The sequence below is a fragment of the Erythrobacter sanguineus genome, assembly GCF_900143235.1.
GTDB classification, from domain to species: domain Bacteria; phylum Pseudomonadota; class Alphaproteobacteria; order Sphingomonadales; family Sphingomonadaceae; genus Erythrobacter; species Erythrobacter sanguineus.
In genome coordinates this window covers 67,073-84,956 of record NZ_FRDF01000009.1, presented here as the reverse complement: position 1 = coordinate 84,956, position 17,884 = coordinate 67,073, and the positions used below count along the sequence as shown (strand labels likewise).

Sequence of the window (17,884 nt, the reverse complement as noted above, 5' to 3'; positions counted from 1 at the left end):
CGACCCCGTTTTTGCTTTGTTTTGGCGGGCGCGGTTACGTCTGCGCGGGCGGGCTGGCAAGCCCGAAGGGCACAACCCTGTTGGCAGAATTGTGCCCGATCAGCGCGCGACCCAGATAGGGAATGCCGGCCCGGTCGCACCAATAGCGGGCAATGTCTTCCTCGTTCTGGCCGAATTCGACATAGTTTTCCGGCACGTCGGTAACCGCGCCAAGACGCAGGCCCGCGACCCGCGGAAGGGTTGCGGCGAGGTGGAAGAACAATCGGTCGATGGCATAGAGATGTTCCGACACTTCCTCGACCATCACCACGTGGCCGGTGAGATCGGGCATCATCGGCGTGCCGGCAATCATCGCCAGTGTGATCAGGTTGAACGCTGCCGCGGGCGTGCTGCCATCAAGGCTCGGTTCAACCCCGCTGGTATCCCCGCCAAGCCAGTGCAGCACCCGCCGGATCGCCTCGCGCCCGCCTTCGGAACGCGCGCTGACCGGCATCGAACCATGCACGCTCTGCCCGATTCCCGCCCGGTAAAGCGCGGCGAGCAGATAGCCGCAGTCGGAAAACCCGACATAGGTCTTGGCCCTCGCACTCAGGTTCATCCGCGCCACGGCGGCTTCAGCGATACGGTTGGAGCCATAGCCGCCCTTGGCAAACCACACGACATCGTAAGCCGGATCATTGGCGCATTCGAGCAGCGCGGTAAGCCGAACCAGATCATCCCCGGCAAAATGGCCTTGCCGTTCAAAGCACTGGTCGTGAAACGTCACCCGGTGCGCAGGGAATTCGGCAGCGACCAGCGCCTCTAGCGCTTCGGCTTGCTCGCGGGTGATCGGGGTTGCTGGCGCACAGATCGCGATATTCGTCATATCCCTTGCCTATGTCGCTTGTCAGGCTTGGCGCAAGTCAATAACCTTGCTCAACATGGATAACGGGCTTGAGGCCGGGACGCTTGCAGGGCGACCGCTGTTTTTTTGCGGCATTGGCGGGTCGGGCATGCTCCCCCTCGCACAGATTGCGCATGGGCTGGGTCATCCCGTCGCCGGGTCGGATCGCAGCCGCGATTCCGGCAGGACGCCTGAAAAGTTCGCATGGCTCGAAAATCACGGCTTTGCGCTGTTTCCGCAGGATGGCAGCGGAGTGACCTCGTCCGATCAGGTGCTGGTCGCCTCAGCCGCGATCGAGGACAGCGTGCCCGAAGTGGCGCGGGCGCGGGAGCTGGGCTGCGACAGGTTAAGCCGGGCCGAGCTGCTTGCGGCGCTGTTCAATGATGCAGGATTTGCGATAGCGGTCGGCGGCACATCGGGCAAATCAACCGTCACCGGAATGATCGCCTGGATCCTGCATGAAGGCGCATATGATCCCACGGTGATGAACGGCGCGGTGATGAAGAACTTCGCCAGCCCGGCCAACCCCTTCGCCAGTGGACGCGTCGGCAGGCCCGAACTGTTCATCAGCGAGGTGGACGAAAGCGATGGTTCGATCGCACTTTACCGTCCGACCGTGGGCGTGCTGCTCAATGTCAGCCTCGACCACAAGAGCATCGAGGAACTGCGCGTGCTGTTTGGCAATTTCGTCGCCAGATCCGGCACCGCCGTCATCAATCTCGACAGTCCGGAGGCAGGCTATCTGGTGCCAAGGGCAAGCCAATGCGTGACCTTCGCGGTAGGCAACGGCGATGCGGACATAACCGTCGAACCGGATTCGATCGATCAGAGCGAACTCGGCATCCGCGCGGCCGTGATCGACAACCGCCGGCGCGAGGTGTTCCCGCTGATCCTGCCGATGCCCGGATTGCACAACCTTTCCAATGCGCTGGCAGCGATTGCAGCGGCAAGCGCAGCGGGGATCGGGATCGGCCATTCCACCTATGCATTACGCAGTTTCGCCGGGTTGGCGCGGCGGTTCGATGTGATCGGCACCTCGCCGGGCGGCATTACCGTGATCGACGATTTCGGCCACAACCCCGAAAAATGCGCCGCAACCTTGCGCACGCTCAAGGCCAGCCATGGACGGGTGATCGCCTTCTTCCAGCCCCATGGCTATGGCCCGCTGCGGCAGATGGGGGCCGAGCTTGCCGCCACATTCGTGCGTGAACTGGGCCCGGATGACATCACGATCATGTGCGATCCGGTCTATTTCGGCGGCACGGTTGACCGCAGCGAGGGAAGCGAGCGGATCGTGCGCCTGATCAACGAGGCCGGAGGAAATGCCGAGCACATTGCGGCGCGCGCGGATTGCGGCACCCGGATTGCCGCGCTCGCCCGGCCCGGTGACAGGATCGTGGTGATGGGCGCGCGCGACGATACGCTGGCGGAGTTCGCGCAATCGCTGCTCGACCGCCTGCCCTGACACTTTACGCCCGGGCTGTTCGCCATGCGTGGCGCATGCTGGCAGCGCTGGCGCTGGCGGTCTTGCTGGTGGCGGTGGTGGACCGTTTTCATGGCCATTCAAGCCTCGCCTTTGCCGCCGCCATCATCCTGCTGATGGTCGCCAATGCGCCGATGCTGCGGTTCAACTGCCCGCGATGCGGCAAGAATGCCTTTTTTTGCGGGATCTTCGTCATACCCTGGCCCAACCGCATCTGCACCCGCTGCGGGCAGGATCTGGGCGCCGGGCATGGCAAAAACGCTGATGGATGAAAGGCCTGCGCATGGTTAGCGTGCCGTCCATGCACCCGCGTGATTTTTCCCTCGACACGTTGCTGGCCAATTGCGCCGCGCGCCACGCCCACCGTCTCGCCGCGGTTGACGGCCCGCAGCGCCTGACCTGGGCCGCGCTTGAAACCCGCGTCGATAATCTCGCCCACTGGCTGCTGGCACGCGGCATCGCCCCGGGCGACCGGTTAGCGCTGCTGCTGACCGACGGGACGCCATTTCTCACCACGCTGCTCGCCTGCGGCAGGATCGGCGCGATCGCGGTGCTGCTCAACTGGCGGCTGGCCCCGGGCGAAATCGCATGGATCATCGGCAATGCCGAACCGGCGATGACTTTCGTCAACCCGCGCTTTGCCGGGCTGCTGGCCGAGGCCGAAGCGGGCGAGGTGATCGCGGTGGATGAACGCCACGATCCGCATGGCGCGTTCGAAACGCTGGCCACCACCGCCCTGCCCCGCGGCACCATGCCCGATCTTGCGCCCGATCGGCCGCTGTACATGATGTATACCAGCGGCACGACCGGCCGGCCCAAGGGCTGCCTGCAGGCGGGCAGCGCGGTTGCCGCATCGGCGCTTGGCTTTGCACAACATCGCGGGTTCTTGCACAGCGAACGCCTGCTCTCGGTCAATCCGCTGTTTCATGTCGTTGGCATGCAGCAGGTTGCCGCAATGCTGGCCTGCGGGGGCACATCGGTGTTCGCGGGCCGCGATGATGACAATGCCGCGATCCTCGATCTGCTCCACCGCGAAGGCTGCACGACCACCAGCGCCTTTCCCACCATTGCTTTCCCGTGGCAGGCGATGGAGCCGATCCGCAATGGCGTGATGCCGCTTACCAATTACACCGGGGGCGCGGGGATGGGCCGCCCGCAGATCTATGAATTCATCGAACAGCAGTGGGATGCGCGGGTCATCGGCGGTTATGGCCAGACCGAAATCTGCGGCTTTGCCACCTTCATCGACTATCCCGACATGATCGAAGCGCCCCGGTCGATCGGCTGGACGCTGCCGCATGTGACGATGACCGTGCTCGACCCGCAAGGCCATCACCTGCCCCCCGGCGCGGAAGGCGAGCTTGCCTTGCGTGGCCCCTCGGTCATGCTCGGCTATTGGCGCAACCCTGAAGCGAGCGAGGCCGCGCTTGGGCATGGCTGGCTGCGCACCGGCGACCTTGGCACGATGGACGAACGCGGGCGCGGTTACCTGCTCGGCCGCGCCAAGGAACTGATTAAGACCGGCGGCGAGAATGTCTACCCGGCTGAAGTCGACGCCATCTTCGCCGCCATGCCCGAAGTCGCCGATGCAGGCTGCTGCGGCGTGCCCGACAGGCAATGGGGTGAAGCGGTCAAGGCGTTTGTGGTGCTGAAACCGGGCATGGAATTGACCCGCGCGGTCATCACCGCCCGTTTCAAGGGGCAGATCGCGGGTTACAAGCGCCCGCGCTATATCGAATTCGTCGACAGCCTGCCGCGCGATCCGATCGGCAAGCTGCTGCGGCGGGAATTGTCAGCCCGGCCGGTAACCCCCGATCAGGCGGCCTGATCCCTTCGCAAAGTGCACAAAGTACACACCCTGCGCACTTTGCTGATCCTGTTATTCAATATGCATTTCAGTTGCTTACCATTCACCCCTCCTCGCGGACGGACAAGGTGTGCGCGCGCAAAAAAGGGTTGCAGCGGGGTTGCGGGCGCCCCCGTGACGCCGCCTTTAGAACAATGTGAAAGAGCAGCGCGGATCATGGCGCCCGGGCCGGGCGTAGGAAATCCTGGCGCATGGTGGGCCCAAATTGGGCAGGCGCAAATTGGGCTGGCGCCCCCGTCGCACACATGTCCTGCTCAAGACATTCGGGCACCAGCGCCGCCGACCTGTTGTCTGGCGCAATTCGCCAGCCTTCAGCCTTCAGCCCTTAATCGTCATGAACGAAGATGACCTGGTCTGCATCGGCGACGCGCACCCACACCTGATAATATCCCACCTCATGCTCACCGCGCTTGTTGGCGGTAGGCCGGGGCGATCCGATATGCGAATCGATCCATTGCAGGCGGACCTCGCCATCTACCGCAATCCGCCGACCGCCCAGCCGCTGCATCATCGTGAACATGTTGAGATCGGAAACCCCGCCGGAGCGGCAGCCTTTCACGTCGATCTGTCCCTCGATCACACTGGCCGCCCCGCACACCCGCGCGCGTTGCAGCAGCCCACGCAGCGCATCAGGCTCGAAGGCGATGGTCAGCGTGCCGAGCGTGGCGTAATCCTGCCGCGAATTGACGAAGAACAGCGTTCCAAGCTCCCCGTGGATGCTCTGGCCGCCGCCGCGTATGTCGAGCAGAAAGCGCCCCGGCCGCGTTCCCTCCTCGCCAGTGGCAAAGGCCATTGCGGTCGCCTCGTCAGGGGTGATGCAGCCCGGCTCGCATTCAGGCAGCAATCCGCGCACCGCCTTGAGCGCGGCATCCACCTCTCCGAGGCTGACAGGCTCGCTGACCTCGGCCGAAACCCCGGATGCCTGCAAAGGCGCAAGTCCGGATGCCTGCAAAAGCACAAAGAATGGCAAAGCCGCGCGCAACAGGCTCAATCTCCTTGCATTTCCAAAGCCCAAGGCATGGTCACCATCATTCTTTGCAGCATCCCATGAACGTGGGATGAGCGCGCAAACCGATCCTGCATCAGCCTTTTGGGTGACCGGTTCCGGCCTTTCGCTGCACCACATATCGCGCGATCTTGCGCCCATCACCGCGCCTTTTTCACCAACTTGCCGATAACCTCATTCCCCGATCTGCCGGAAGCGGGAATGCGCCTGCCGCCCCTTGCTGTCATTCGCCAGCCTTGCGCAAGCCGTTCAATCTTCTTGCAGGGGGGCCGCCAGCTTTACTGCGTGAGGTAGGATCGCAGCATCTGCCGCAGTTCCTGCGTCATTTCATCGGGACGCGCGGGGACGCCTTGTTCATCAACGAACCATCGATGGGTCAGGGCGTCTGCGGCATCGATCATCATCGCGGCCTTGAGCTGGGGGCGCGCGGCTCTTCCATTGAGCAGGTCAGCCAGCAGGGCGATGGCCCGGCTGCGGATGTGATTGATGCGATCACGCTGTCGATCTGAAATTGGCACTTCTGCCGAAAGCACCCGGTGCAGCTTCGGATTGTCTTGGTGAACGGCAATGAAGCCTTCGACCAGCAAGCGGACGATTTCATCGAGCGAAAGCGCATCGGAGGCAATCCCGGCCAGACCTGCGATCTGCGCCTCACCACTGGCAAGGTGACGATCGAGCAAGACGTCGAGGATGGCCTCCTTGTTGGCGAAATATTCGTAGACCGATCCGATCGACACACCGGCAATCCGGGCGACCGCGTTGGTGTTGAAGGCCGCCCAGCCATCGGCGGCCAAAATCCGAGCAGCAGCTTCAAGAATGACCTCGACCGTGTTGCGCGAACGCGCCTGCACAGCCCGTCTTGCGGGCTTTCTGGCGGGGCTGGCTGCGGTTTGGCGGGGCATGGGAACCCGAGTTTCACAAATCGAGCGATTATTCAATAATTCGCGCATGCAGACATTTTCCGAACTGGCCTCGTGGACGGCCTACCGAACCATCCTTGCCGAGGAATTCGGCATTGATCTGAAAGCCACGCCGGACGAGCGCTTTGTTCCGGTTAGCGGGCATGATGTCCGGATCGACGAATGGGCGGCCGTGGGGCCCTGCCGGGGCACAGTCATTCTGGTTCATGGCGGCGGCGGCAACGGGCGCATTCTTGCCCCCTTTGCCGAACCGATCGCACAGCAGGGCTGGCGGGTGCTCGCACCCGATCTTCCGGGATTCGGTCTGACCACGCCGTCTGCGACTTTTGACTGGGATTATGCCGAATGGCCGAAAGTCATTGCCGAAATCGCCAACGCACAAGCCGAACCGGTCGTGCTCATGGGCCTCTCGCTCGGTGGGATGACCTCCGTCTTCGCCGCGCAGCAGAGCGCCAATGTTGCCGGCGTGATCGCAACGACCTTGCTCGATGCTTCAATGGGCCGGAATTTCGTTCAGGCCACGCGGTGGCGCTGGCTTGGGCGCCTCAGCCTCATGGGCATGGCGCTTGCCCCTGCCATTCTGGACCAGATCAGGCTGCCGCTCAGGCTGGCAGTGCCGCTTGCCAAGATGAGCGCGAACAAGCGCATGGCCGGGTATTTTTCGGCCGATCCGCTGATCGGCGCAAGCTGGAAGCCGATCAGGTTTTTCCGGACAGTGCACGCCTTTGCGCCGCAATCGCTCAGGCTGGATTGCCCGTTGCTGCTGGTCCATCCCGGCGCCGATGCCTGGACCCCGACCGATATCAGCCTTGCGGCCTTTGACCGGATCGAAGCCTGCAAAACATTTGTCGAATTGCGCAACGGCTCGCACCTGCCGCTTGAACAACCAGCCTACCGCGAGTTGACCGGACACATCGCCGCATTTCTCGGCCGCATCGCTGGTTGACCGAAACCCGCCCAATCCCCGGCATCCAAACCCCGGCAGGCGTTCCGGGCCTTACCCGCGGCGAGGGGGCTAGAGCGCCTTCCTGCCCTCTTCCTCACGCGTGAAGGCCCGCTGGTAGGAAGGGCGGGCGGTCAGGCGGGCGCGGTAATCCTTGAGGCTTTGCGGCACGCCCTCGTCCAGCCCCACACTCTGGGCAAGGACCAGCGCATAGCCGATGCAGATATCGGCCACGGTAAAGCGGTCCGCGCACAGGAATTCGCGGCCCTCAAGCCGCTGCTCGACCTTGACCAAGCGCTTGTGAAACCACTTGGCATAGGCGTGCCCGGCTTCGGCCCATCCCTTGTCCTTCTCGAAGATGGCAAAGCGCATGTAGACCGTCTGCGGGAAGGTGATCGTCGCGTCGGCGTGGTAGGTGTAGTCGAGATACGCGCCATAATCCTCCTCGCCCGGCGCAATGGCGAGCGGGGTGTAACCCTCTCGCGTGGCGAGGTAATGGGCGATGGCGCAGCTTTCGGTCAGGCGCGTTGCGCCGTCCACCAGCAGCGGCACGGTGCCCAGCGGGTTCAGGTCGAGATATTCGGGTGCCAGATAGCGCGGCGGGAACGGCAGGATCCTGAGATCGATATCGACGCCGGCCTCTTCCGCCGCCCAGGTGGCGCGCAGGCCGCGTGAACGGGCGCAGGTATGAAGAACAGGTTTCGTCATTCGATCAGGCTTAGTGTCCTTCTGCTTTACCGACACCCAGCACTTTGTGCAGGACAAGAGCGATAACGCTGCCCAGCACCAGCGCCACCACTGCCGATAGGGCCGCATAGGTCACCCAGCCCAGCACGCCGCCGACCACGCTGCCTGCCGCGCCGGTCATCGCCGCCGCCGCATATTCCGCGCCGTGGACAATATCGTAGATCGCATGGAAACCCACTTCATGCGTGCCGTGAACAATGATCCCGCCGCCGACCCACAGCATCGCGATGGTGCCGACAATCGACAGGAAGGTGAGCAGCTTTGGCACGAACCGCAGCAGAAAGTGCCCGACAGCCTGTTTCGCCGCGTTGGCCTGTTGCGTAAGGTAAAGCCCGACATCATCGATCTTCACGATCACCGCCACCGTGCCATAAACTGCCACGGTGACCACCACCGCCACCAGCGCCAGCGCCAGCCCGCGTTCCCACCACACATCCAGATCGAGCGCGGCCAGCGTGATCGCCATGATTTCGGCTGACAGGATCAGGTCGGTGCGGATTGCGCCCGCCACCCGCTTGTTTTCGAACGCGACCGGGTCGCGGATTTCGTCTTCCAGCGTCGCGCCGTGTTTGCCCAGCCCCAGCTTTTCCAGCACCTTTTCCGCGCCTTCATAGCTCAGAAACGCCCCGCCCAGCATCAGCAGCCAGATGATCGCCCCGGGCAGAAATTCCGATAACAGCAAGGCGCCGGGCAGCAGGATCAGCAGCTTGTTCTTGAAACTGCCCTTGGTGATCTTCCAGATGATCGGCAATTCGCGCGCCGGAGAAAGGCCGGTTACATAGCTTGGCGTCACCGCCGCATCATCGATCACCACGCCCGCGGTCTTGCTGCCCGCCTTGCCCGCAGCAACCGAGACATCATCGAGCGAGGCCGATGCCGCCTTGGCAATCACCGTGATATCATCGAGCAGCGCAACCAGACCTGATGGCATGTCTTCATTCCCCTGGTGCGAATCGCTGGCACCGGATTGCGCGCCTGCACCTCCGCCTGCCCGCCGACAAGTCTTGCAATTGACGCGGGAAGCTGTAAGGGCCGCGCTCTTCGCAAGGGAACCGCCCTCGCGATTATCGAAGAAAGCCGGAGGGGCCCCGTTCAGCCGAACGGATCAGCCAGCGATCGGCAGGAAAGTGAAAGGATACGCGGATGGCGCTCTATGAGCACATCTTCCTTGCGCGTCAGGATCTGAGCCAGGCTCAGGTTGACGCGCTGGCGGCGCAAGCCACCGAAATCATCGAGGCAGGCAGTGGCAAGGTCATCAAGACAGAAACCTGGGGCCTCAAGTCGCTCGCCTACAAGATCGAGCGCAACCGCAAGGCGCATTTCGTGATGCTCAACATCGATGCACCCGGCAACGTGGTGGCCGAGCTTGAGCGTCAGACCCGTATCAACGAAGACGTCATCCGCTACCTCACCATCCGCGTGGAAGAACACGAGGAAGGCCCGAGCGTGATGATGCGCAAGAACGAACGCGAGCGTAAGCGCCGCGTCGAACGTGAGGAGCGCGACTGATGGCCCGCCCGTTTTTCCGCCGCCGCAAGTCCTGCCCGTTCGCGGCCAAGGATGCCCCCAAGATCGATTACAAGGACGTGCGCCTGCTGCAGGGCTTCATGTCTGAACGTGGCAAGATCGTGCCGTCGCGCATCACCGCCGTTTCCGCCAAGAAGCAGCGCGAACTCGCCAAGGCGATCAAGCGCGCACGCCAGATCGGCCTGCTTCCCTTCATCGTGAAGTAAGAGGAGAAAGACCATGGATATCATTCTCCTTGAGCGCATCGAGAAGCTCGGCTCGATCGGTGACGTTGTCACCGTGAAGGACGGCTATGCGCGCAACTTCCTGCTCCCGCAGAAGAAGGCCCTGCGCGCCAACGAAGCCAACAAGAAGGTGTTCGAGGCCAATCGTGACCGGCTGGAGGCAGACAATGCCGAGCGCCGCGCCGAAGCTGAAAAGCAGGGCGAAAAGATTGCCGGCGCACAAGTGGTGCTGATCCGCGCCGCTTCGAACGCCGGGCAGCTTTACGGTTCGGTCAGCGTGCGCGACATGGTCGCCGGGCTTGCCGATCAGGGCCACGACATCGACAAGCGCATGGTGATCCTCGGTGCACCGATCAAGAATATCGGCATGCATGATGTGACCATCGCCCTGCACCCCGAAGTGCGCGTCATGGTGAAAGCCAATGTCGCGCGTTCGGACGACGAAGCCAAACTGCAGAGCGAAGGTGTCGACGTGCTGGCGCAGATGTTCGAAGATGAACAGCGCGCGATCGAGGAACAGGTCGATGCCACCCGCATCGAAACCAGCCTTGAGCCGGGCGAAATCCCCGCCGAACTGCTTGAAGAACGCAGCGAGGAAGACGGCGAGGATTAAGCCCGCCGGGCCTGATCAAACCGGCCTTGCGGCCAAGATTTTGCGGAAGGGCGCGGGGATCGGATGCGATCCTCGCGGCCCTTCTTGTAAACAGGCCGTGTGGTACACAGTCTGCCTTGCAAACAGGGCTGTAACCGGGCCAAAGCCTGTCGCTGAACGATAACGACAAAGGAACAAGCTGCTGCCATGATCGATATTCCGACCATCCTCGCCCAATTGCAGCAGCATTACGACGCGGCGGTCAGTGCCTTGCGCGAAGATGTTATCGCCTTTGGCAAAAGCGGCACCCTGCCCCCGCAGCGCAAGCGCGAGGATGGCAGCTATTCCTACCCCCAGATCACCCTGCGCTATGGCGGCAATGGCAGCCCGCAGGATCGCAGCCGCGCTTTCGGCAGGCTCGAAATGCCGGGCACCTACACAACCACCATCACCCGGCCCGATCTGTTCGCCTCCTACCTGACCGAACAGCTGCAACTGATCGCGACCGAATACGAGATCGATGTGAGCATCGAGCGTTCGCGGCAGGAAATCCCCTTCCCCTATGTCCTCGATGGCGAGGCCGGGGCGGCGATGGTCGGCATCGCGCCGCAGGACATTGCGCAATATTTCCCCTCCACCGACCTTGCCCTGATCGGTGACGAGCTGGCTGACGGGATCGAATTCGATGAAGCGCAGGACATGCCGCTGTCGCTGTTCGACGGCCTGCGCACCGATTACTCGCTGGCCCGGCTCAAGCACTATACCGGCACCGAAGTGAACGATTTTCAGGACTTCATCCTGTTCACCAACTATCACCGCTATGTCGATGAATTCGTGAACTGGGGCGCGCAGCAGATCGGCAAAGACGGTTATGTCGCGCTGACCGGCGCGGCGGGGCTGGATATTCGCGAGAATACCCTTCAGGCGCAGGATCAACTCAACGACACCGCGTGGCGCAAGCACCAGATGCCCGCCTATCACCTGATCCGCGAGGACGGGCGCGGGATCACACTGGTGAATATCGGCGTCGGCCCGTCCAACGCCAAGACGATCTGCGATCACCTTGCCGTGCTGCGGCCCCATGCATGGATGATGATCGGCCATTGCGGCGGGCTTCGTTCCACCCAGAAGATCGGCGACTTCGTGCTCGCCCATGCTTACCTGCGCGATGATCACGTGCTTGATTGCGTGCTCCCGCCCGAAGTGCCGATCCCGCCGATTGCCGAAGTGCAGCAGGCGCTTGCCGGCGCGGCCGAGGAGGTTTCGGGCGTGCAGGGGGCCAACCTGAAACAGCGGATGCGCACCGGCACGGTCGTCACCACCGATGATCGCAACTGGGAGCTGCGCTATTCCTCCTCGGCCAAGCGGTTTTCGCAAAGCCGCGCGATTGCGATCGAGATGGAAAGCGCCACCATCGCCACGCAAGGCTATCGCTTCCGCGTGCCCTATGGCACGCTTCTGTGTGTCTCGGACAAGCCGCTGCACGGCGAAATCAAGCTGCCCGGACAGGCCAACAAGTTCTACGAAGAAGCCATCGCCGCGCACTTGCAGATCGGCATCGTCGCTGTCGCCCGTCTGCGCGACGAAGGCGACCGGTTGCACAGCCGCAAACTGCGCGCCTTCAACGAACCGCCGTTCCGGTGATGGTGGCTCACTCCTTGCCGTGATGCGAAAGGTGTTTCGTCGCCCCTTGCCTGCCCCTTCGCAGGCCTGAACCAGACGGCATGAAGCAGCGATCAAAGTTCAGGGTGACGCGCGGGCTTGTGGTGGCTAGCGTCGGTGCGAAAAGGAACCCCTTGTGTCACATCCCAACCGTTCCCGTTCGATCACCGGACGCGTCGCGATCATCACCGGCGCAGCCAGCGGCATGGGCCGCGCCACTGCCAGATTATTCGCTGCCGAAGGCGCGCAGGTTGCGCTGATCGACATTGATCTGTCGGCCTGCGCAGCGGTTGCGGCGGAATGCGGCGACACTGCCCGCGCCTATGCGCTCGACGTGGCGGATGGGGATGCGCTTGCCCGCGTCGTTGCACAGATTGCTGCGGATTTTGGCGGGATCGATATCCTCGTCAACAATGCCGGTGTGTCGAGCTTCTGCGCGCTTGATAATCCGGTTTACGAAGATATCTGGCACCGCGCGCTGGCAGTCATGCTGACCGCGCATCAGCGCATGGTGCGCGCCGCCCTGCCATGGCTGCGGCAGAGCGACGCGGCGCGGATCGTCAACATCGCCAGCACCGAAGGCCTTGGCGCGACCCCGGGCGATACGCCCTATGTCGCGGCCAAGACCGCCGTTGTCGGGCTGACACGCGGCCTTGCGGTCGATCTTGGCCCGGAAGGCATCACCGCCAACTGCATCTGCCCCGGCCCGATCCGCACCGCGATGACCGACGGCGTGGCAGACGAACACAAGACGATCTTCGCCAAACGCCGCACGGCGCTCAAACGCTATGGCGAGCCGGAGGAGGTGGCGCACATCACCCTGTCGCTGGTGCTGCCGGCGGCGAGTTACATCACCGGGGTGGCAATCCCCGTCGATGGCGGGCTGATGGCGCGGAACGCCTAGGGATTTAGTCACCCCCCCCCTGTTCGTCACCCTGTGTTTGACGAGGGGTAACACCAGCCAAAGGGTTTGCCCTACCCCCGCCCCTTGGTCTTGGTCTGCCCGTCCTTTGCGTTCGCCGCGATGAAATCGATGATCTGGCCGGCGATATCCTTGCCGGTCGCGCTTTCGATGCCTTCGAGGCCAGGGGAGGAATTGACCTCCATGATCACCGGGCCGTGATTGCTGCGCAGCATGTCCACCCCGCACACGTTCAGCCCCATGCGCTTGGCCGCGCGCACCGCGGTTGATCGTTCTTCCGGTGTGATCTTGATCACCTGCGCGCTGCCGCCACGGTGGAGGTTGGAACGGAAATCATCCGCCGCGCCGGTGCGCTTCATCGCCGCGACCACCTTGCCGCCCACCACCAGCGCGCGGATATCGGTGCCGCCGGCTTCCTTGATGAATTCCTGCACGAGGATGTTGACGTTCGCCCCGCGAAACGCCTCGATCACCGATTTGGCGCTGCTCATGGTTTCGGCCAGCACCACGCCGATGCCCTGCGTCCCCTCGATCAGCTTGATCACCACCGGCGGGCCTTTGACGGCGCGGATGATTTCCTCGGCCTGCTTAGGATCATTGGCATAGGCCGTCAGCGGCAGCCCCAGCCCGTGCTTGGCGAGGATCTGCAAGGACCGCAGCTTGTCGCGGCTGCGACCGATGGCGACGCTTTCATTAAGCGGCCAGCACCCGCGCATTTCGAACTGGCGCAGGATCGCAAGGCCATAATTGGTGATCGAGGCCCCGATCCGCGGGATCACCGCGTCATAGGCGGGTACTGGTTCACCATTATAAAACACCTGCGGGCGGTGGCTGGCGATATGCACCGTGCAGCGCAGCGTGTTGAGAATGTCGAATTCATGGCCACGCGCCTCGGCGGCCTCCTTCAGGCGCCGGTGCGAATAGAGATTGGCGTTGCGCGCCAGCATCGCGATTTTCATGAAGTACCTTTCAAGTCCGGCGATCTACCGGCGGCCCGGCCCCATATCCGCATTTCCACCCGATTGCAGCCACGAATGACCGCTATCGACGACGAAACGACGCCTGAGTGCGGTGCGCCCGATCAGCATCGGAAATTGCATCTGGGAACGGTCCGCGAGGCTGAGCTCCGCCCGGAAGGTGAGATTACCGATCATCAGCGGCGTCTTGATGACAAAACGTTCCTGCTTTTCGCCATTGGAACTGGTGATGCCGCGCAGATCGACATGCACCGCTTCGCAGCAATGGCGCTGGCCGCCCCAGTCCACCGCGAAGCGCACGAGGCGTTGCCCGTCGCGGGTGAAATCATCGAGCACTTCGGCGTGGAGCGAGGACGTGCGCGCACCGGTGTCGATCTTTGCCGGGATACCCGCAAGGCCAAGCTCGGGCAGGCTGACCAGTTCGCGCCAGCCGAGCACGGTGCCAGGCATGGGGGACAATGGCCGGGCTGGCATCAGGGCCGGGTGCCGCCAGCGGGATAGGCCCCCGAAACCATGGCGCCGCACGCAGCAACAACGTATGGTTTCAGCGTCTTGTCTGCCGCGCCCGGCTTCCGCGCGGCCGCCGATGGCGCAGCGCCGCCATGCAACGCGGCGCACAAAGCAACCGATCCGGCAGCCCTGTCGGGCACTCTCATGGGCAATCCTGCGTCATCCTTTGCGGGACATAGCGAAAGCGGAGAAAAGTCCCAAGCCTCGTCGTTGCAAGTCGCTCGCAACAAATTGACGAGGCAGCAAAACAGGATAAGATTGCAGCCGTGCGCACAGAGGCCTCGTGCCTCGGCTCCGGGGGACCGGACCGAGCATTTTCGGCGAGGCGCGCACCGCCCCGTTCGGCGCAGGAAAGGGAGAGAAAATGAAGACAATCCGCATGATCGGCCTGATGGCCGCCCCCGCATTGCTGGTGGCCTGCAACGCAGCCGGCGATGGTAATGGCGAACCGGCTGGCGCTGCTGCCGGAAAAAGCCCGATCACCCCGGCCGAAGTCGAATCCGCCCACAAGGCCTGGGGCGAAGGCATCGTCACGATCGGCAAGACCTTCATCGAAAAGGGCGACCACCGCCAGGCGGCAACCGATCATATCGACCGCTTCTACGCCTATGACATGTCCGATACCGTGTTGTTCAAGCCGACGCTTGCCGCCGAGACGCAGTTCCGAGGCAGCGAGGAAGCCGCGCTCGACTATTTCGTCGGCAAGGAAGGCACCGAGGACAAGGGCTTCGCGCTTGCGCCCTATACCAATGTTCGCTGGGAGAACGAAGGCACCGTCATCGACGAGGATGGGGACAAGGCGGTCGCCATGGGCAATTACTACTTCACCGGCCCGGACGGCAATGAAACCAAGGTCGAATACACCTTTGGCTACGTGAAGGACGACGCCGGCAACCTCAAGATCACCGTCCACCATTCCTCTCTGCCGTTCAGCGGCGGCTGACCCGGACGCACGCGCAGGGCCGCCGCCTGATTCGGGACGGCGGCCCGTTACGCCGGCAAGCACCCATTCACACGCTGATCAGGCTTGCAGGAAACCCACAATCGCCTCGCCCATCTCGGGCTTGGTCACGCTGCTCATATGGCTTCCGGGCACTTCGATATAGGTCGCATCGGGCAGCATCGCGGCGAGTTCCTCGGCCGAGCCATTGTCCTGATCCTCCGCCCCACAAATCGCCGCGGCGGGCATTCTGATTGCCGACAAGCGCGCCAGATCGAAATCATCCATCGCATCCAGCAGCAGCCGCGCCGCGACCCGGTCCACGCCCTGCGATTTCAGGAAGGTGCGCGCGACATAGGCCGGATCGCCCGGCCCGATCGTGTCGAATTCGTCGATCACCCGCTTGAAGAAGCCCGCGCGCCGTTCCCATTCGGCCAGCCCCGCAACCCCCATGCCGCAGATCGCCAGCCGCCGCGGCTCCAGAATACCGTAAGCAACCGCGTGGATCGCGGTGCGCGCGCCAAGCGAAAAGCCGACCAGATCGAACTCTCCCGGCAACAGCCCAAGATGTTCCACCAACGCCGCGACATCACGCACCAGCACGCCCACAGGATAGGCCGCCGGATCATGCGGCGCATCGCTGTCTCCATGGACGCGGAAATCGGGCATGATCGCGCGGAAGCCCGCCGCCGCGAGGCGCTGCCCGTGGCCCCACTTCATCCAGTTCATATGGGCCGAGGAAAACAGCCCGTGGAGCATTATGACCGGGCGGCCTTCACCTTCGGTGTGAACCGCGATTGCCGTGCCGTCGAAGCTGTTGAAATGGTCAGGCATGGCGCCGCGTCAGCCCCTTCTGTTCCATCCGCCAGCGCGCCATTGCGATCCGGTCCTGCCCGAAAAACGGCTCGCCCTCGAACACCAGCGTCGGCACGCCCCAGTGGCCCGCCGCATCGAGCGCGGCCTGATTGGCGGCGATTTCGGCATCCAGCGCCTCGGCATCGGCCTGCGCTTCGGCATCGAGTTCGGCAAAGTTCAGCCCCGCGCGCGTCGCTGCCTCAGCGAGATGATCGCCTTCGTGCCAATCATCGGCCATGCCCGACCAGATCACCTTTGAAACCTCGTCGGCAAAGGCCAGCCCGCTTTCTCGACGCGTCGCCGCCTGCCCCATGCGGCACAGGCGGTGGATATGCGGCTGATCCGCTGCAATTTCGCGCGTGGCAAGGTTCTGCACCACCGGATCGGGGCGCGGCCAGCGATAGGCTATGCCGAGCATCTGCGCGCTGCGCGCCGCATCGATGAAGATGTAGCGCCCGGCATTGGGATTGCCGGTGAACAGGATTCCCGGATCGCGGATCGCAATCGGCAAGACCGTGCGCAGGGTGATGGCGAGGTCATATTCCTCTGCCATGGCGCGATACCGGCCGACGGCAAGGTAAGAATAGGGCGAACGGAAGCTGAAGAACAGGTCTGCGCGAAGGGTCATGTCTGCCTCACCGGAAAAAGCACTGGGTGCCAGCGTAGAGCATCTCCACCGCATCGCCCGCAATGAAGCCGCCGATGCTCTGGCCCAGCGCAAATTCCTCGCCCAGCGTGCTCCCTTCGAGGGGCGCGTAACCGGACGCGGCTTGGGCAAGGCTGCGGGGGCTGCCGACCTCCACCGCGCCCGCCAGCCTGATCGTGCCGGTCGCCGGTGGATCGCCTTCCTGCGGGCCATGCCAGTTCCACCCGACCAGACGCCCTTGCTGGAAATGCGCGGTCAGCCCGCCGGAAAAATCGGTGAAGGTGACCGGCCCTGCCCCGCATTCATTGTTCGATCCCTGCCGTAGCGGCGCGCCGAGCGCACGCCCAAGCGCGGTTTCGACTTCCTTCTGACCGGCGGCGAAAAAGAACGCCTCAGGCCCGGCTGCCAGCCCTTCGGGACGCAATTCGACCACATCGGCAGCGATGGGTTGCTCTGCCGTCTGGCCCTGCTGCCGCTCAGCCGGGCTTGGCACATCGCCGCTGTCACAGCCAGCCAGCACGAACGCACCAAACAGCGCAAGCAACGCGTAATTCCGGATCATGACTGCCTCCCTTTCCACCACGCGCCGCGCCATGCGAAGGGCGCGGCCAGAATTGCCCCCAACCCGGCTAGCGCCATATCCTTCTGCGCGTCAAACATGTCGCCTTGCTGGCCATTATAGGCCCCTGCCGCTTCGGGCGGGAGCGTGAGTGTCAGGCACCATTCGAAAATCTCGTAAAGGCCGCCAACCGCCAGCACGAACATCAGCGCAAGGGCAAGCGCCATGCGGCGCGACAGATCCCCGTAACGCAGACCCAGTTCGACCATCGGCGGCATCGCCAGAACACCGAACACGAAATGTACCAACCGGTCGAACATGTTCCGTTCAAACCCGAAAGTGGCGCTCAACCCGCCCGGAACCCACTGATCATAGGGCACGAAACTGTAGGACCAGCGCGCCGCGAACAGATGCAGCAGCACAAACCCGGCAATGCATCCGGCGGAAAGGTTGCTGACCGGCCAGCGTCGCAAGGCCCAGTAAGCCAGCGGAACAAGCAGCGCGACCGGCCCGACCTGAAGCCAGGTGTTGGCCGGATAGATCGCGCCCCACGCGCTCAGCGGAACGCCCAGAGCCACCGCCGCCAGCATCCAGCCTTGCGCTTTTGCCAGCGGCGACATG

21 protein-coding genes are annotated in these 17,884 nt (G+C 63.4%); 10 read left to right on the top strand and 11 right to left on the bottom strand.

Annotated features, from left to right (window positions below; all coding sequences use genetic code 11):
• Positions 1–34 precede the first annotated feature (34 nt).
• Positions 35–865, bottom strand: a complete 831-nt coding sequence (locus BUA05_RS08845) for an LD-carboxypeptidase (protein WP_072674303.1) — start codon at positions 863–865, stop codon at positions 35–37.
• Positions 866–920: 55 nt separating this feature from the next.
• On the opposite strand from BUA05_RS08845, the gene BUA05_RS08840 reads away from it, so the two are divergent.
• From BUA05_RS08840 to BUA05_RS08830, 3 genes are read left to right on the top strand one after another with little or no spacing between them, the layout of a single operon-like run.
• Positions 921–2,348, top strand: a complete 1,428-nt coding sequence (locus tag BUA05_RS08840; RefSeq protein ID WP_072674302.1) for a glutamate ligase domain-containing protein — start codon at positions 921–923, stop codon at positions 2,346–2,348.
• A 35-nt stretch (positions 2,349–2,383) separates the two neighbouring features.
• Positions 2,384–2,638: a hypothetical protein gene (locus tag BUA05_RS08835; protein WP_084662553.1), complete on the top strand. Its 255-nt coding sequence runs from the start codon at positions 2,384–2,386 to the stop codon at positions 2,636–2,638.
• On the top strand, positions 2,635–4,194 hold the full coding sequence (locus tag BUA05_RS08830; protein WP_072674300.1) for a class I adenylate-forming enzyme family protein: 1,560 nt from the start codon (positions 2,635–2,637) through the stop codon (positions 4,192–4,194). The genes BUA05_RS08835 and BUA05_RS08830 overlap by 4 nt, the downstream gene beginning before the upstream one ends.
• Before the next feature lie 364 nt (positions 4,195–4,558).
• On the opposite strand, the gene BUA05_RS08825 is transcribed toward BUA05_RS08830, so the two are convergent.
• Positions 4,559–5,224: a hypothetical protein gene (locus BUA05_RS08825; protein ID WP_143736631.1), complete on the bottom strand. Its 666-nt coding sequence runs from the start codon at positions 5,222–5,224 to the stop codon at positions 4,559–4,561.
• 293 nt (positions 5,225–5,517) lie between these two features.
• On the bottom strand, positions 5,518–6,141 hold the full coding sequence (locus BUA05_RS08820; protein WP_158093698.1) for a TetR/AcrR family transcriptional regulator: 624 nt from the start codon (positions 6,139–6,141) through the stop codon (positions 5,518–5,520).
• 46 nt (positions 6,142–6,187) lie between these two features.
• Between BUA05_RS08820 and BUA05_RS08815 the strand changes: the two genes are divergently transcribed.
• Positions 6,188–7,105 (top strand): alpha/beta hydrolase, encoded by a 918-nt coding sequence (locus BUA05_RS08815; protein ID WP_072674297.1) that lies wholly within the window; start codon positions 6,188–6,190, stop codon positions 7,103–7,105.
• 69 nt (positions 7,106–7,174) lie between these two features.
• On the opposite strand, the gene BUA05_RS08810 is transcribed toward BUA05_RS08815, so the two are convergent.
• Positions 7,175–7,810: a glutathione S-transferase family protein gene (locus tag BUA05_RS08810; protein ID WP_072674296.1), complete on the bottom strand. Its 636-nt coding sequence runs from the start codon at positions 7,808–7,810 to the stop codon at positions 7,175–7,177.
• A gap of 10 nt (positions 7,811–7,820) precedes the next feature.
• The gene (locus tag BUA05_RS08805) at positions 7,821–8,780 is read right to left on the bottom strand and encodes a DUF808 domain-containing protein (protein ID WP_072674295.1); all 960 of its coding nucleotides are present in this window, start codon (positions 8,778–8,780) and stop codon (positions 7,821–7,823) included.
• A gap of 212 nt (positions 8,781–8,992) precedes the next feature.
• On the opposite strand from BUA05_RS08805, the gene rpsF reads away from it, so the two are divergent.
• The 5 genes from rpsF to BUA05_RS08780 all read left to right on the top strand — a co-directional run bounded on the left by rpsF (position 8,993) and on the right by BUA05_RS08780 (position 12,758).
• Positions 8,993–9,358, top strand: a complete 366-nt coding sequence (gene rpsF / locus BUA05_RS08800) for a 30S ribosomal protein S6 (RefSeq protein WP_072674294.1) — start codon at positions 8,993–8,995, stop codon at positions 9,356–9,358.
• Positions 9,358–9,582 carry a 30S ribosomal protein S18 gene (rpsR, locus tag BUA05_RS08795; protein WP_072674293.1) on the top strand — a complete coding sequence of 75 codons (225 nt, stop codon included), beginning with the start codon at positions 9,358–9,360 and terminating at the stop codon, positions 9,580–9,582. Before rpsF ends, rpsR begins: the two co-directional genes overlap by 1 nt.
• A 13-nt stretch (positions 9,583–9,595) precedes the next feature.
• Positions 9,596–10,213 carry a 50S ribosomal protein L9 gene (rplI, locus tag BUA05_RS08790; RefSeq protein WP_072674292.1) on the top strand — a complete coding sequence of 206 codons (618 nt, stop codon included), beginning with the start codon at positions 9,596–9,598 and terminating at the stop codon, positions 10,211–10,213.
• 159 nt (positions 10,214–10,372) lie between these two features.
• Positions 10,373–11,836 (top strand): AMP nucleosidase, encoded by a 1,464-nt coding sequence (locus tag BUA05_RS08785; RefSeq protein WP_281247019.1) that lies wholly within the window; start codon positions 10,373–10,375, stop codon positions 11,834–11,836.
• A gap of 154 nt (positions 11,837–11,990) precedes the next feature.
• Positions 11,991–12,758: an SDR family NAD(P)-dependent oxidoreductase gene (locus tag BUA05_RS08780; RefSeq protein ID WP_072674290.1), complete on the top strand. Its 768-nt coding sequence runs from the start codon at positions 11,991–11,993 to the stop codon at positions 12,756–12,758.
• 71 nt (positions 12,759–12,829) lie between these two features.
• On the opposite strand, the gene rimK is transcribed toward BUA05_RS08780, so the two are convergent.
• Both rimK and BUA05_RS08770 read right to left on the bottom strand, forming a co-directional pair.
• Positions 12,830–13,735: a 30S ribosomal protein S6--L-glutamate ligase gene (gene rimK, locus BUA05_RS08775; RefSeq protein ID WP_072674289.1), complete on the bottom strand. Its 906-nt coding sequence runs from the start codon at positions 13,733–13,735 to the stop codon at positions 12,830–12,832.
• 24 nt (positions 13,736–13,759) lie between these two features.
• Complete coding sequence (locus BUA05_RS08770) at positions 13,760–14,203, bottom strand: ATP-dependent zinc protease family protein (RefSeq protein ID WP_072674288.1); 444 nt, start codon at positions 14,201–14,203, stop codon at positions 13,760–13,762.
• A 424-nt stretch (positions 14,204–14,627) separates the two neighbouring features.
• Between BUA05_RS08770 and BUA05_RS08765 the strand changes: the two genes are divergently transcribed.
• Positions 14,628–15,206, top strand: a complete 579-nt coding sequence (locus tag BUA05_RS08765; RefSeq protein WP_211277618.1) for a phosphoribosyl-AMP cyclohydrolase — start codon at positions 14,628–14,630, stop codon at positions 15,204–15,206.
• Positions 15,207–15,284: 78 nt separating this feature from the next.
• Here the strand turns inward: BUA05_RS08765 and BUA05_RS08760 are convergent, their stop codons facing one another.
• Genes BUA05_RS08760 through BUA05_RS08745 form a run of 4 tightly spaced genes read right to left on the bottom strand, consistent with a single transcriptional unit; the run spans position 15,285 to position 17,883 of the window.
• A complete protein-coding gene (locus tag BUA05_RS08760) occupies positions 15,285–16,037 on the bottom strand; it encodes an alpha/beta fold hydrolase (RefSeq protein ID WP_072674287.1) in 753 nt (250 codons plus the stop codon).
• The gene (locus BUA05_RS08755; protein ID WP_072674286.1) at positions 16,030–16,686 is read right to left on the bottom strand and encodes a 2-hydroxychromene-2-carboxylate isomerase; all 657 of its coding nucleotides are present in this window, start codon (positions 16,684–16,686) and stop codon (positions 16,030–16,032) included. Before BUA05_RS08755 ends, BUA05_RS08760 begins: the two co-directional genes overlap by 8 nt.
• A gap of 7 nt (positions 16,687–16,693) precedes the next feature.
• Positions 16,694–17,266, bottom strand: coding sequence for a hypothetical protein (locus BUA05_RS14760; RefSeq protein WP_072674427.1), 573 nt, complete (start codon positions 17,264–17,266; stop codon positions 16,694–16,696).
• Positions 17,263–17,883, bottom strand: coding sequence for a DUF2238 domain-containing protein (locus BUA05_RS08745; protein WP_072674285.1), 621 nt, complete (start codon positions 17,881–17,883; stop codon positions 17,263–17,265). Before BUA05_RS08745 ends, BUA05_RS14760 begins: the two co-directional genes overlap by 4 nt.
• Position 17,884 lies beyond the last annotated feature (1 nt).

What these genes read in the sequence shown, in the direction of transcription:
- rpsF (WP_072674294.1), top strand. Translation starts at nt 8,993, where the DNA reads ATGGCGCTCTATGAGCACATCTTCCTTGCGCGTCAGGATCTGAGCCAG.
- BUA05_RS08805 (WP_072674295.1), bottom strand. Translation starts at nt 8,780, where the DNA reads ATGCCATCAGGTCTGGTTGCGCTGCTCGATGATATCACGGTGATTGCC.
- rpsR (WP_072674293.1), top strand. Translation starts at nt 9,358, where the DNA reads ATGGCCCGCCCGTTTTTCCGCCGCCGCAAGTCCTGCCCGTTCGCGGCC.
- BUA05_RS08810 (WP_072674296.1), bottom strand. Translation starts at nt 7,810, where the DNA reads ATGACGAAACCTGTTCTTCATACCTGCGCCCGTTCACGCGGCCTGCGC.
- BUA05_RS08830 (WP_072674300.1), top strand. Translation starts at nt 2,635, where the DNA reads ATGAAAGGCCTGCGCATGGTTAGCGTGCCGTCCATGCACCCGCGTGAT.
- rplI (WP_072674292.1), top strand. Translation starts at nt 9,596, where the DNA reads ATGGATATCATTCTCCTTGAGCGCATCGAGAAGCTCGGCTCGATCGGT.
- BUA05_RS08760 (WP_072674287.1), bottom strand. Translation starts at nt 16,037, where the DNA reads ATGCCTGACCATTTCAACAGCTTCGACGGCACGGCAATCGCGGTTCAC.
- BUA05_RS08765 (WP_211277618.1), top strand. Translation starts at nt 14,628, where the DNA reads ATGAAGACAATCCGCATGATCGGCCTGATGGCCGCCCCCGCATTGCTG.
- BUA05_RS08745 (WP_072674285.1), bottom strand. Translation starts at nt 17,883, where the DNA reads ATGTCGCCGCTGGCAAAAGCGCAAGGCTGGATGCTGGCGGCGGTGGCT.
- BUA05_RS08770 (WP_072674288.1), bottom strand. Translation starts at nt 14,203, where the DNA reads ATGCCTGGCACCGTGCTCGGCTGGCGCGAACTGGTCAGCCTGCCCGAG.
- BUA05_RS08835 (WP_084662553.1), top strand. Translation starts at nt 2,384, where the DNA reads ATGCTGGCAGCGCTGGCGCTGGCGGTCTTGCTGGTGGCGGTGGTGGAC.
- BUA05_RS08845 (WP_072674303.1), bottom strand. Translation starts at nt 865, where the DNA reads ATGACGAATATCGCGATCTGTGCGCCAGCAACCCCGATCACCCGCGAG.
- BUA05_RS08815 (WP_072674297.1), top strand. Translation starts at nt 6,188, where the DNA reads ATGCAGACATTTTCCGAACTGGCCTCGTGGACGGCCTACCGAACCATC.
- BUA05_RS14760 (WP_072674427.1), bottom strand. Translation starts at nt 17,266, where the DNA reads ATGATCCGGAATTACGCGTTGCTTGCGCTGTTTGGTGCGTTCGTGCTG.
- BUA05_RS08840 (WP_072674302.1), top strand. Translation starts at nt 921, where the DNA reads ATGGATAACGGGCTTGAGGCCGGGACGCTTGCAGGGCGACCGCTGTTT.
- rimK (WP_072674289.1), bottom strand. Translation starts at nt 13,735, where the DNA reads ATGAAAATCGCGATGCTGGCGCGCAACGCCAATCTCTATTCGCACCGG.
- BUA05_RS08820 (WP_158093698.1), bottom strand. Translation starts at nt 6,141, where the DNA reads ATGCCCCGCCAAACCGCAGCCAGCCCCGCCAGAAAGCCCGCAAGACGG.
- BUA05_RS08755 (WP_072674286.1), bottom strand. Translation starts at nt 16,686, where the DNA reads ATGACCCTTCGCGCAGACCTGTTCTTCAGCTTCCGTTCGCCCTATTCT.